Annotated in this window: 16 protein-coding genes; 13 read left to right on the top strand and 3 right to left on the bottom strand. The window is 71.3% G+C overall.

What is annotated here, in order from left to right; translation table 11 throughout:
* Positions 1-55 precede the first annotated feature (55 nt).
* From ABGB12_RS09245 to ABGB12_RS09260, 4 genes are all read left to right on the top strand, one after another.
* Positions 56-328, top strand: a complete 273-nt coding sequence (locus tag ABGB12_RS09245) for a DUF167 domain-containing protein (RefSeq protein WP_347675876.1) — start codon at positions 56-58, stop codon at positions 326-328.
* 120 nt (positions 329-448) lie between these two features.
* Positions 449-880, top strand: coding sequence for a TraR/DksA C4-type zinc finger protein (locus ABGB12_RS09250; protein WP_347675878.1), 432 nt, complete (start codon positions 449-451; stop codon positions 878-880).
* Positions 853-1,491 (top strand): signal peptidase II, encoded by a 639-nt coding sequence (lspA, locus tag ABGB12_RS09255; protein WP_347675880.1) that lies wholly within the window; start codon positions 853-855, stop codon positions 1,489-1,491. Before ABGB12_RS09250 ends, lspA begins: the two co-directional genes overlap by 28 nt.
* Complete coding sequence (locus ABGB12_RS09260) at positions 1,488-2,417, top strand: RluA family pseudouridine synthase (RefSeq protein ID WP_347675882.1); 930 nt, start codon at positions 1,488-1,490, stop codon at positions 2,415-2,417. Before lspA ends, ABGB12_RS09260 begins: the two co-directional genes overlap by 4 nt.
* Positions 2,418-2,449: 32 nt before the next feature.
* Here the strand turns inward: ABGB12_RS09260 and ABGB12_RS09265 are convergent, their stop codons facing one another.
* The gene (locus ABGB12_RS09265) at positions 2,450-2,968 is read right to left on the bottom strand and encodes a DUF1269 domain-containing protein (RefSeq protein WP_347675884.1); all 519 of its coding nucleotides are present in this window, start codon (positions 2,966-2,968) and stop codon (positions 2,450-2,452) included.
* 77 nt (positions 2,969-3,045) lie between these two features.
* Between ABGB12_RS09265 and ybaK the strand changes: the two genes are divergently transcribed.
* Complete coding sequence (gene ybaK / locus ABGB12_RS09270) at positions 3,046-3,552, top strand: Cys-tRNA(Pro) deacylase (RefSeq protein WP_347675886.1); 507 nt, start codon at positions 3,046-3,048, stop codon at positions 3,550-3,552.
* Here ybaK and ABGB12_RS09275 read toward each other — a convergent pair.
* On the bottom strand, positions 3,436-4,032 hold the full coding sequence (locus ABGB12_RS09275) for a hypothetical protein (RefSeq protein WP_347675888.1): 597 nt from the start codon (positions 4,030-4,032) through the stop codon (positions 3,436-3,438). The two genes, ybaK and ABGB12_RS09275, sit on opposite strands and share 117 nt — an antisense overlap.
* 111 nt (positions 4,033-4,143) lie before the next feature.
* On the opposite strand from ABGB12_RS09275, the gene ABGB12_RS09280 reads away from it, so the two are divergent.
* The 8 genes from ABGB12_RS09280 (at position 4,144) to ABGB12_RS09315 (ending at position 10,103) form a co-directional block, all read left to right on the top strand.
* The gene (locus ABGB12_RS09280; RefSeq protein WP_347675890.1) at positions 4,144-4,833 is read left to right on the top strand and encodes a DUF6882 domain-containing protein; all 690 of its coding nucleotides are present in this window, start codon (positions 4,144-4,146) and stop codon (positions 4,831-4,833) included.
* A gap of 98 nt (positions 4,834-4,931) precedes the next feature.
* Positions 4,932-6,239: a histidinol dehydrogenase gene (gene hisD / locus ABGB12_RS09285; protein ID WP_347675892.1), complete on the top strand. Its 1,308-nt coding sequence runs from the start codon at positions 4,932-4,934 to the stop codon at positions 6,237-6,239.
* On the top strand, positions 6,236-7,321 hold the full coding sequence (locus tag ABGB12_RS09290) for a histidinol-phosphate transaminase (protein WP_347675894.1): 1,086 nt from the start codon (positions 6,236-6,238) through the stop codon (positions 7,319-7,321). The genes hisD and ABGB12_RS09290 overlap by 4 nt, the downstream gene beginning before the upstream one ends.
* Positions 7,318-7,911, top strand: coding sequence for an imidazoleglycerol-phosphate dehydratase HisB (gene hisB, locus ABGB12_RS09295; protein WP_347675896.1), 594 nt, complete (start codon positions 7,318-7,320; stop codon positions 7,909-7,911). The genes ABGB12_RS09290 and hisB overlap by 4 nt, the downstream gene beginning before the upstream one ends.
* Positions 7,908-8,129, top strand: a complete 222-nt coding sequence (locus ABGB12_RS09300; RefSeq protein WP_347675898.1) for a hypothetical protein — start codon at positions 7,908-7,910, stop codon at positions 8,127-8,129. Before hisB ends, ABGB12_RS09300 begins: the two co-directional genes overlap by 4 nt.
* A complete protein-coding gene (gene hisH, locus ABGB12_RS09305; protein WP_347675900.1) occupies positions 8,129-8,755 on the top strand; it encodes an imidazole glycerol phosphate synthase subunit HisH in 627 nt (208 codons plus the stop codon). The genes ABGB12_RS09300 and hisH overlap by 1 nt, the downstream gene beginning before the upstream one ends.
* Before the next feature lie 121 nt (positions 8,756-8,876).
* The gene (locus ABGB12_RS09310; RefSeq protein WP_347675902.1) at positions 8,877-9,197 is read left to right on the top strand and encodes a hypothetical protein; all 321 of its coding nucleotides are present in this window, start codon (positions 8,877-8,879) and stop codon (positions 9,195-9,197) included.
* 66 nt (positions 9,198-9,263) lie between these two features.
* On the top strand, positions 9,264-10,103 hold the full coding sequence (locus tag ABGB12_RS09315) for an oxygenase MpaB family protein (protein ID WP_347675904.1): 840 nt from the start codon (positions 9,264-9,266) through the stop codon (positions 10,101-10,103).
* A gap of 69 nt (positions 10,104-10,172) precedes the next feature.
* Here ABGB12_RS09315 and ABGB12_RS09320 read toward each other — a convergent pair whose 3' ends face one another.
* On the bottom strand, positions 10,173-11,984 hold the full coding sequence (locus tag ABGB12_RS09320) for a glycoside hydrolase family 15 protein (RefSeq protein ID WP_347675906.1): 1,812 nt from the start codon (positions 11,982-11,984) through the stop codon (positions 10,173-10,175).
* Positions 11,985-12,082 lie beyond the last annotated feature (98 nt).

Here is a 12,082-nt window from a genome sequence, read left to right on the forward strand (position 1 = left end):
CGGGCCCGTGTTCGACTCGAATTACGGTCAGGAATATCCCATAGAAGGGTGAAATATGACGATCAAAGTAGCGATCAGGGTGGGGCCCGGGGCGTCGCGCACGAAGGTCGGCGGCACCCACGGCGACGCGCTGGTCGTCAAGGTCACCGCCCGCGCGGTGGAGGGTCAGGCGACCGAGGCGGCGCTGGAGGCCGTCGCGAAAGCCCTGGGGATAAGGCGCAGAGACGTCCGGCTGCTCTCCGGCGCCACAAGCCGCGAGAAGGTCATCGAGGTTGACGGAGATGTGACCCTGCTCACACAGAAGCTCGGTCAACTGCGCGGTTCGTGACGGCTTGTCGTGGGGCATATGCGGGTGGTGACCAAACGGTGTTGTTTGCCGCACCCCGGAGGGAGACCTATGCTGCCCGCACTGCCAGTCGATAACAAGATCAACGCTAGGGGGACCGACATGGCCGGCACCGCAAGCGTGGCCCAGGAGGCCAAGAAGGCAGAGAAGCTCCCGGTCCGAGAAGGGGAGGAACGCTGGACCGCGGAGGAGCTGGAGGCGGTGCGGACCAGGCTGACCGCCGAGGCGCGGGAGCTCTCCGCGGAGATCGCCGCCGCCCTGTCCCAGGCGGCCGAGGGCACGGATCTGGGCGAGGGGGCCGGGGACGACCAGGCGGACGCGGGCGCCAAGACCTATGAACGCGAACACGAGTTGGCGCTCACCAACAACTCGCGTGACCTCCTGCAGCAGAACGAGCGCGCGATCGCGCGAATAGAGGCGGGCACCTATGGTGTCTGTGAGGAATGCGGCAAGGCCATAGGCAAGGCACGCCTTCAGGCCTTCCCGCGTGCGACGCTATGTGTGAAATGCAAACAACGCGAGGAACGACGCTGAGCGAGATCCAGAACGAGGGAGACGGAGCCGGGACCGCCTCCGGGACGGAGACGGGGTCCCGGCCCCGTCGTATCGCCGTCCTGACGGCGGTGGCCCTCACGGCGCTGCTGGCCGACCAGATCACCAAGATCCTGGTGGTGGCCGGGCTGGAGGGCGAGCGGCCGATCGAGCTGCTGGGCGGGCTGACCACGCTGCGGGTCACCCGCAACAGCGGGGCCGCCTTCTCCATCGGCACGGGCATGACCTGGGTGTTCACCATCATCGCCATCGGCGTGGTGATCGCCATCGTGCGCACCGCGCGGGACCTGCGCAGCCTGCCCTGGGCGCTGAGCCTGGGCCTGCTGCTCGGGGGCGCGCTGGGCAACCTGATCGACCGTGTCCTCCGGGCGCCGGGCGCCTTCCAGGGCCATGTGGTCGACTGGATCGAGTGGCCCAACTGGCCGGTGTTCAACCTGGCCGACTCCGCCATCGTCTGCGGCGGCGTGCTCGCCGTCGTCCTGGCCGCCCGCGGCTACCAGCTCGACGGCACCCGCGACACCGGCGAGAAGGCCGGGCCCGTCGGGTCCGCCGGGCGGAAGGACGCGGAGACCAGCGGGGAGGACGCCGTATGAGCGACCACCGCTCCCTCTACGTTCCCGAGGGCCTGGAGGGCGAGAGGGTGGACGCCGCCCTGGCGCGGCTGTTCGGCCTCTCCCGCTCCCGCGCCGCCGAGGTGATCGCCGCCGGCGACGTCCAGCTGGACGGCCGGGACGTCGCCAAGTCCGACCGGGTCACGGCGGGCTCCTGGCTGGAGGTCGTCCTTCCGCCGCCGCCGGCCGCGCCCGTCGCGGTGCCCGAGCCGGTGCCGGGCATGACGATCCTCTACGAGGACGAGCACATCATCGTGGTGAACAAGCCCATCGGGGTCGCGGCCCACCCCACCACGGGCTGGACCGGGCCCACGGTCATCGGCGGCCTGCTGGGCACCGGGCACACCGTGGCGACCAGCGGCGCGGCCGAGAGGCAGGGCATCGTCCACCGGCTGGACGCCAACACCACCGGCTGCATGGTCGTGGCCAAGAGCGAACTGGCCTACTCCAGGCTGAAGAGCGCCTTCCGGGAGCGGGAGGTCGACAAGCGCTACCACGCGCTGGTCCAGGGCCACCCCGACCCGTTCCGCGGCACGGTCGACGCCCCGATCGACCGGCACCCCTCGGGCAGCGGCAGGTTCGCGGTGGTCGCGGGCGGCCGCCCGTCGGTCACCCACTACGACACGATCGAGGCGTTCCGGGCCGCGTCCCTGCTGGACATCACCCTGGAGACCGGCCGCACCCACCAGATCCGGGTGCACATGTCGGCGCTGCGCCACCCCTGCGTGGGGGACATGCTCTACGGGGCCGACCCGACCCTGGCGGCCCGGCTGGGCGTCACCCGGCAGTGGCTGCACGCCGTCCGCCTGGGTTTCATGCACCCGGCCACGGACGAGTACGTCGAGTTCACCAGCCCCTACCCCGAGGACCTGCAGAAGGCCCTGGACATCGTCGCCGCCGAGTCCTGAACCGGGGAGCCCGGCCCGGCTACCGGGCCCGGTCACTCCCGGATCTCGCCCAGGCTCACCCGGACGGCGTGGATCGCGGCGTCGTACAGGTCCGACTCCACGAACCGCGCCCCGGGGAACCGGGCGAGCTCGTTCTGCAGGTCGGCCAGCGACAGGTGGCTGAGCAGCAGGGCCAGCGCGGTACTTCCCGGAGGGACGGCCTCGCGCAGTTCGGTGATCTTCTCGTCCTTGATCCCGGTGTCGATGAGCCTGCCCAGCAGCGCCCCGCCGCCGGCGCCGGCCGCGCCGCCGATGAGGCCTCCGAGCGGCCCGCCGAACAGGGTGCCCAGCAGCAGCCCCCACATCCCCGCGCCCAGCGCCCCCTTGCCGGGGGTGAAGTCCTGGGTCTCCCGGACGGTGGACCCGCCGTCCTCCGCGCGTTCGATGAACACCGCGTCGTGCAGGCGCACCTGCCCGTTCTTCTGCATCCGCAGCGCGGTGAGCATGAACTCGCCCGCCTTCAGCGGATCGTCGAACCCGATCACCAGGAGTTTCTGCGGCGCTTCCGTCATGCCACCACCCTTCCCGCCCGTCTCTCCCGTGGAACATCGGCGCCGTGTGATCTCCCCGGCCGCCTAGGATGACCGCCATGGCGAGAGTGTCGAAGGGGGCGAAGGCGGCGTCCGGGGGGACCCCGGCCACCGTCGCCGCGTCCAGGGCCGGGATCGTGTTCACGCTGCACCCGTACGAGGTCGACGCCTCCGCCGAGTCCTACGGCGAGGCGGCGGCCGCGGCGCTGGGAGTCCCCCCGGAGCGGCTGTTCAAGACCCTGCTGGCCGAGGTGGACGGGAGCCTGACGGTGGGGGTGGTCCCGGTGTCGGGCCGGCTGGACCTCAAGGCGCTGGCCGCCGCCGTCGGCGGCAAGCGCGCCCAGATGGCGGCTCCGGCCGACGCGGAACGGGCCACCGGGTACGTGGTGGGCGGGATCAGCCCGCTGGGACAGCGCAAGCGGCTGCCCGTGGTGGTCGACGAGAGCGCCTCAGACTTCCCGACGGTCTACGTCTCGGCCGGGCGGCGCGGCCTGCAGATCGAACTCGCCCCGGCGGACCTGCTGCGGCTCACCGAAGCCAGGACCGCCGTGATAGGCGGGGCGTAGCCGGCCGGCGGCGTCCAGCGCCTCCAGCATCCCGAAGACGATCACCGAGACCAGCGGCTGCAGCGTCACCACGGCGGTCGCGCCGAGGTCCAGCGGCCCGGTGACCCGGGTGCCGTTCGCGGCGGTCGCCACGGTGTGCTCGAAGCCGTCCAGGCCGAACCGGTGGCCCAGCCACCAGGCGAGGAGGGAGCCGAGCAGCCCGCCGGCGAACAGGCCGAGCACCAGCGGCACCTCGTTGGAGCGACCGGCCCGCCAGTAGGCGACGGCGCCCGCCAGCAGCCCCACGGCCACGCAGATCGCGGCCAGCGTGCCGTCCGCGCCGATGAGCACCTCCGACTCCGAGTCGGCCGGGTAGGCGCGTCCGTTGACGACCACGTACTCGGGCCGCTCGGCCAGCCGGGACCACAGTAGTCCGGCGACCAGGCCCAGCAGCGCGAGCACCCCGGTGGTGATCCCCCAGATCCTCACTAGCCGCCCCAAAACCCACGCTCCTGACGTCCCGGAAAGCTGATCTCTCGCAGCGTAACGCGGGGGAAAGGGTGCCTTGGTGAAGGGAGCGCAAAGTCGGCACCCCCAGGTAGTGTTCCGGTCATGTCAGGATTCAGCTCGGCGTTCGAACGCCTGGGTGCCGCGCTGTCCGCCATCGCCCTGCAGCAGCAGGAGACCCTGGCGGGATATCTGCCCCGCGCCGACTGGAGCGCGGACCTCGGGGCGCGGACCTACACCAGCGGCGGCGTCACCGTCCGGGTGGGGCTGCTGGGCAGCTACGCGGCCGGTGAGCGCACCTGGCTGTGGGGCTGGGCCAACCGGCAGTTCGGGCCCGAGCATCCCGCGGTCGCGCCCACCCTGGCCGTCCGGGAGCTGGGCGAGCGGCTGGCCATCCCCGAGTTCACCACCCCCGAGCTCGACCTGTCCTGGTACCGGGGGCCCGCCGCGCACGGCGGCGAGCTGGTCGCGCTGGCCGCGTCCGGGGCGCTGGCCGGCTCGGGCTACATCGGCGCCGGCTACGACGGGGGCTCGGCCTACCTTCAGGTGGACGACCCGCAGGTGCCCACGGCCGCCTTCGACCCGATCCCGGTGCCCTCACTGATCACGAACGCGGTGGCGCTCTTCCCGGCGGACCCCCGGCTGACCCTGACCCGCTTCCTGTCCCATCACCGGGTCCCCTTCCGCCAGTCGGGGGCGGTGACCGAGGCGAGGCTGCCCGGCGGGGGCACCGCCAGGGCGATCTTCGACGAGTACGGCAGGTTCAAGAACTGGGAGACGACCCTGCACGTGTAGATATTCCCGGGCGAAAGGCAGGGGAGTGTCGCGAATGTCATCTCGCCTCCTGAAACTCGATTGCGGGTCAGGGCCCGGCCTTCCGTAGACTGAGCTGCGTGATTTCCCGAATCGACCTGCGCGGCGCCCTGCCGGACGACCTGCGCTCCGTGATGCCCCGAGCCGACTTCGACGTCGAGGCCGCCCTGGAGAAGGTGCGGCCGATCTGTGAGGACGTCCGGCATCACGGCGTCGAGGCGGTGCTGCGTTACACCAGGGATTTCGACGGTGTCGAGCTGACCACCACGCGGGTGCCCGCCCAGGCGATCACCGACGCGCTGGAGGGGCTCGACCCCGCGGTGCGCGACGCCCTGGAGGAGGCGATCCGGCGCACCCGGATCGTGCACCGCGCCCAGCGCCGCACCGACGTCACCACCCAGGTGGTGCCCGGCGGCACCGTCACCGAGCGGTGGGTGCCGGTCGACCGGGTCGGCCTGTACGTGCCGGGCGGCAAGGCCGTCTACCCCTCCAGCGTGGTCATGAACGTGGTCCCCGCCCAGGAGGCCGGGGTGCGCTCGCTGGCCGTCACCTCGCCCGCCCAGAAGGAGTTCGGCGGGCTGCCGCACCCGGCCATCCTGGCGGCCTGCGCGCTGCTGGGCGTGGACGAGGTCTACGCCGCGGGCGGGGCGCAGAGCCTGGCGATGTTCGCCTACGGCACCGAGGAGTGCCCGCGGGTTGACCTGATCACCGGACCCGGCTCGATCTGGGTGGCCGCCGCCAAGCGGCACCTGCGCGGAGTCGTCGGCATCGACGCCGAGGCCGGCCCCACCGAGATCGCGATCCTGGCGGACGCCACCGCCAACCCCGCCTATGTCGCGGCCGACCTGATCAGCCAGGCCGAGCACGACACCATCGCCGCGTCCGTGCTGGTCACCGACTCCGAGGACCTGGCCGAGGCCGTCGTCGCCGAGCTGGCCGAGCAGGTGGCGCGCACCAAGCACCGCGAGCGGGTCGCCGAGGCGCTGTCGGGCAGGCAGTCGGCGATCATCCTGGTCTCCTCGACGGACGACGGACTGGCCGTGGTCGACGCCTACGCCGCCGAGCACCTGGAGATCCACACCGCGGACGCCGCGGCGGTCGCGGCCCGGGTGCGCAACGCCGGCGCGATCTTCGTCGGCGACCACTCCCCGGTCTCCCTGGGCGACTACCTGGCCGGCTCCAACCACGTGCTGCCGACCGGCGGCTGCGCCTGCCACTCCTCCGGTCTGTCGGTGCAGTCCTTCCTGCGCGGCATCCACGTGGTCGACTACGACCGCGCCGCGCTGGCCGAGGCCACGGCCATGGTCGTCGCGCTCGCCGAATCCGAGGACCTGCCCGCGCACGGCTCCGCGCTCAAGGCCCGCTTCGACTGGGAGATCCCGTCTTGAGCTCGCTGGAGGACCTGCCGCTGCGGGACGACCTGCGCGGGGAGAAGCCCTACGGGGCTCCGCAGCTGGACGTCCCGGTCCAGCTGAACACCAACGAGAACCCTTACGGCCCGTCGCCGGAGCTGGTGCGGGCCCTGGGGGAGGCGGTGGCCGAGGCCGCCGCCTCGCTCAACCGCTACCCCGACCGCGACGCCACGGCGCTGCGCGCGGACCTGGCGGCGTACCTGAACGCCGAGGCCGGGGTGCACCTGGACGCCTCTCAGGTGTGGGCCGCCAACGGCTCCAACGAGATCATCCTGCAGATCCTGCAGGCCTTCGGCGGCCCGGGGCGCACCGCGCTGGGCTTCGAGCCGTCGTACTCGATGCACCCGACGATCACCAAGGTCGCCAACACCCGCTGGATCAACGCCTTCCGCGCCGAGGACTTCGGCCTGGAGGCCGAGCGGGCCGTCGCCGCCATCGTCGAGCACCGGCCCGACGTGGTGTTCCTCACCTCGCCGAACAACCCGACCGGCACCGCGCTGGACCACGGGGCGATCAAGGCGGTGCTGGACGTCGCGCCCGGCATGGTGGTGGTCGACGAGGCCTACGGCGAGTTCCGGCGGGAGGACACGCCCTCGGCGCTGGAACTGCTGCCCGGCAACCCGCGGCTGATCGTCACCCGTACGATGTCCAAGGCGTTCGCCCTCGCGGGCGCGCGCGTGGGCTACCTGGCGGCCGATCCCGCGGTGCTGGACGCCCTGCTGCTGGTCCGCATGCCCTACCACCTGTCCACGGTCACCCAGACGGTCGCCCGTACCGCGCTGTCGTTCCGGGAGGAGCTGCTCGGCTACGTCGGCGAGCTCCGCCGGGAGCGCGACGCCACCGTCGAGTGGCTGCGCGGCGAGGGGTTCGAGGTGGCCGACTCCGACGCCAACTTCGTCCTGTTCGGGGAGTTCTCCGACCGGGACGCCGTGTGGCGGCGGATGCTCGACCACGGCGTGCTCATCCGCGTGGTCGGCCCCCCGGCCTGGTTGCGGGTGACGGTGGGGACGCCCGAGGAGATGGCAGCTTTCCGCAGAGCTTTGAAGGAGTCAGTGTGAGCCGTGTCGGCCGCGTGGAGCGGGGCACCAAGGAGACCAAGGTCCTGGTCGAGATCGACCTGGACGGCACCGGCGAGGTCGACGTGGCGACCGGGGTCGGGTTCTTCGACCACATGCTGGCCCAGCTGGGCAAACACGGCTCGTTCGACCTCACCGTCAAGACCGACGGGGACCTGCACATCGACAGCCACCACACGATCGAGGACACCTCGATCGCGCTGGGCCGGGCGTTCAAGCAGGCGCTGGGCGACAAGCGCGGCATCCGCCGGTTCGCCGACGCCTCGATCCCGCTGGACGAGTCCCTCGCCCAGGTGACGGTGGACCTGTCGGGCCGCCCCTACCTGGTGCACTCCGAGCCCGAGGGCATGGCCCCGATGATCGGCCCGGACTACGACACCACGATGACCCGGCACATCTTCGAGTCGTTCGTGGCGAGCGCCGAGATCGCCCTGCACGTCCACGTCCCCTACGGGCGCAACGCGCACCACATCGTCGAGGCGCAGTTCAAGGCGCTGGCGCGGGCACTGAGGTACGCCTCCGAGCTCGATCCGCGGGTGCACGGGATCCCCTCCACCAAGGGCGCTCTGTGACGGCCTCAGGCGGTGTCACGGCGTCGGCGGTGCTGGCGGAAGGGGGGATCAACCTCTTCGGGACCACCTTCCCGACGTTCGCGCTGTTCCTGTTCGCGTTGTCCCTGTTCTTCCTGACCGGGGTCTACAGCTTCTTCAAGCAGGGGTTGAAGGGCGCGGCCATCATCGTGCTGATGCTGGCCGTCCTGTCGTTCGTCGCGGGTCTGGGGAGGATGTAGTGAAGAAGGTCGTCGTTCTGGACTACGGCTCGGGCAACCTCAGGTCGGCCGAGCGCGCCGTCGCCCGCGTCGGCGCGGACGTCACGGTCACCTCCGACTTCGAGGAGGCGCTGGAGGCCGACGGGCTGGTCGTGCCCGGCGTGGGCGCCTTCGCCGCCTGCATGGAGGGCCTGAAGGCGGTCAAGGGCGAGCGGATCATCGGCCGCCGCCTGGCCGGGAGCCGTCCGGTCCTGGGCATCTGCGTCGGCATGCAGATCCTCTTCGGCAAGGGCGTCGAGCACGGCATCACCACCGAGGGCTGCGGCGAGTGGCCCGGCACCGTCGAGCGGCTGGAGGCCCCCGTGCTGCCGCACATGGGCTGGAACACCGTCGAGGCCCCGCCGGAGTCGGTGCTCTTCGCCGGCCTCGACCCCGACACCCGCTTCTACTTCGTGCACTCCTACGGCGTGCGCACCTGGGAACTGCAGGACAGCACCCTCCAGCCCCCGCTGGTCACCTGGGCCGAGCACGGCGAACGCTTCGTGGCCGCGGTCGAGAACGGTCCCCTCAGCGCGGCCCAGTTCCACCCGGAGAAGTCCGGTGACGCCGGCGCCCAGCTGCTGAAGAACTGGCTCGGCACCCTCTGAACGCGAACGTGGACGACGCCCCGGCCTGGAAGGCCGGGGCGTCGTCGTTTCCGGCCCGTCGAGGCGGCGTTCTCCGGGGTCGCGGGTGGCCGCGGTCCTCGCGGCACCCGATACTCGGACGGTGAGCAGAGAGCGGGCGCGGCGCAGGGCCGAGCGGGAGGCCGCGGCGGCGCGGCTGGCCGAGAAGCGGCGGGCCGGGGCGGAGCGTGAGGCGCGCCGCCGGGAGCGGTGGCGGCGGATGCGGGGACGGCTGCCGAGGACGGCGCCGGGCGCGGCAGCGCGCGGGAGGCGCAGGCGGGCGCTGGGCGTCGCGGCCGTGTTCCTCGCGCTCCAGGGGGCGGCCTGGCTGCTCGGCCTCCCGTCGATGGCCAGGTTCGGGGTACTGGTCGTCTCGCTGCTGGTCTTTCCGATCGGTGCCTTCCTCGTGTTCGACCGACGCTGAGACAGTCTTTTATTTTTGTCTCACCTCCGCTACTTTGTAAGCAGACGCTTGCTTGGTGGAGGTGCCATGATCGCGCCAGGTTCACTGCTGTGGAAGTACGCCGGAGACTTCAGATCCCTGATCCCCGGTGCCAGCGCGGGGCTGATGCAGCTCCTGTACCCGCCGTTGGGGGCGGGGGTCGCCGAGCACTCGGAGTTCTTCTCCGATCCGTTCGGACGCATCTACCGGTCGGTGCCGCAGATCTGGGCGAGCATCTTCGAACCGGACGCCGCGGAGCGGGCCCTGCGGATCCGGGACCTGCACACCGGGATCAAGGGCGTGGAGCAGGGGCGGCGCTACCACGCACTGGATCCCGAGACGTTCTGGTGGGCGCACGCCACCTTCACCTGGGAGATCTTCCGGTCGGTGGAGCTGTTCCACCCCGAGACCCTCACCGCCGACCAGGAGGAGGAGCTCTACGCCGAGACGGTCGAGTGGTACGAGCGGTACGGGATGAGCATGAAGCCCGTCCCCGGCGACTACGCCGCCTTCCGCGCGAAGTTCCACCGCATCTGCGCGGAGGAACTGGCCCCCAACCCCGCCGCGGACCGGGCACTGGACATCGCCCTGCACGGACGGGGCATCTCGGTGCTGCCGAACGCGCCCGCGCTGATCGGCCGGGCCGCCTCCCTGGTGGCCGAGCCGGGCGCCCGCTCGTCCGCCTTCGGCTGCATGCCGGAGATCGTCCGGGAGCGCTTCGGCATCCCGTGGAGCGCCATGGACAGGCTCGTCTTCGCGGCGAGGTGCCAGGCGATCAGCCGGGGATGGGAGGCGGTGCCCGACGGGATCAACCGGATGGCGCTGCGGACCATGCTGCGCTACGTCGGCAGCGCCACCCGGGAGCAGCGCTACCGGCCCGCCGCCTGAAGCGGGAAAGGGGCACCGCGGACGGACGGAGGCGGCACGCGCCTCCGCCTCCGGCCGTCCGCGGCGGGTTCAGGAGCGGTCCAGCGCGCGGTCCAGGTTGACCGCCGAGCTGATCAGCGCCAGGTGGGTGAAGGCCTGCGGGAAGTTGCCGAGGGCCTCGCCGGACGGGCCGATCTCCTCGGCGTACAGGCCGACGTGGTTGGCGTAGGTCAACATCTTCTCGAAGATCATGCGTGACTCCTTCACCCGTCCCGCCTGGGTGAGGGCGTCCACGTACCAGAAGCTGCAGAGGTTGAACGTGCCCTCCTCCCCGTCCAGCCCGTCGTGGCCGGTGTGGGCGTACCGGTGGACCAGGCTGTCGGAGACAAGCTCGGTGCCGATCCGGTCGAGCGTCATGAGGAAGCGCGGGTCGGTCGGGCCGCTGAACTTGACCATCGGCATGCACAGCACCGAGGCGTCCAGCAGCTTGCTGCCCGGATGCATGACGTAGGCGCCCAGCTCCGGGTCCCAGCACTCCTGCTGGACGAACCGGTAGGCGCGGGCGGCCAGGCGCTGCCACTTGTTGATCCGCGCGGGCAGGCCCCGGTCGCGGGCCAGGCGTCCGGCGCGCTCGAAGGCCGTCCAGGTCATCAGGGCCGAGTAGGTGAAGCGCCGGCGGCCGCCGCGCACCTCCCAGATGCCCTCGTCGGGCTCCTCCCAGTGGTCGGCCAGCCAGTCCAGCCGCTGGGACAGGCCCTGCCACAGATCGTAGGAGATCGGCACCTCGCGGTTGTAGAGGTAGACCGCGTCCATGAGCTCGCCGTACACGTCCAGCTGGCGCTGCCCGGCGGCGCCGTTGCCGATGCGGACCGGCCGCGAGCCCCGGTAGCCCTCCAGGTGGTCCAGGGTGTGCTCGGGCAGCTTGTCGCTGCCGTCCACCGAGTACATGATCATGATGTCACGTTCCAGCGTCGCCTCCTCGCAGCGGTGCTGGAGCCACTCCATGAACGCCGAGGCCTCCTCCAGGAAGCCCAGCGTCATCAGGGAGTAGATGGTGAACGCCGAGTCGCGCAGCCAGGTGTAGCGGTAGTCCCAGTTGCGGACCCCTCCGATGCCCTCGGGCAGGGAGGTGGTCGGCGCGGCCACCAGCGCGCCGGTGGGGTGGTAGACGAGCAGCTTGAGCGCCAGCGCCGAGCGGTGCACCATCTCCCGCCACCGGCCCCGGTAGCGGGACTGGCCGATCCAGTTCTGCCAGTACTCCTGGGTGCGCAGGAACAACTGGTCGGCCTCGCCCGCGACCAGCGGGTGGACCTGGCCGCCCCACTCCAGCACGACGTCCACCGTCTCGCCCTCGTCCAGGGTGAACACGGCGTACACGCCGTCCTCGTCCCGGCGGAGCGGGACGCTGGAGCGCAGCACGAACCGTCCGGCCTGGGAGGTGAAGACCGCGCCGACCCCCTCGACGACCTCGACCTCGTGCGGGACCCGCCCGTAGTCGAACGCCGGATAGCACGCCAGCTCGAAGGTGGCCCGGCCGCGCACGGCCCGCGCCTGGCGGACCAGCAGGTCGCGGGGGAGGGCCGAGGCGCTGGTCTCCGGCACCATGAAGTCGATGACCTCGCCGACCGCCTCGGCGGTCAGGAACCGGGTCATCAGGATGTTGGTGTCTGGCAGGTAGAGCTGCTTGGGGCGGCTGCCCGTCCGGCAGGACAGCGAGAAGAAGCCGCCCTTCTTGGCGTCCAGCAGCGAGGCGAACAACGACGGGGAGTCGAACCGGCCGGGGCAGAACCAGTCGATGGTCCCGTCGGTGCCGACGAGTGCGACGGTGCGCAGGTCGCCGACGATCGCGTGTTCTTCGATGGGGAGGTAACGGCCGTACTGGACCGATCCATGTCGAGGCACACCTCTGATGGTCCGCGCCGATGTGTCCGCCGGATTTCGTGAATGTTAACAACGTGATCCGGATCACGACCGGAGAGTAATCGCAGGTGCAAGGATAA

The sequence above is a fragment of the Actinocorallia sp. B10E7 genome (genome assembly GCF_039871655.1).
Lineage (GTDB): Bacteria > Actinomycetota > Actinomycetes > Streptosporangiales > Streptosporangiaceae > Actinocorallia.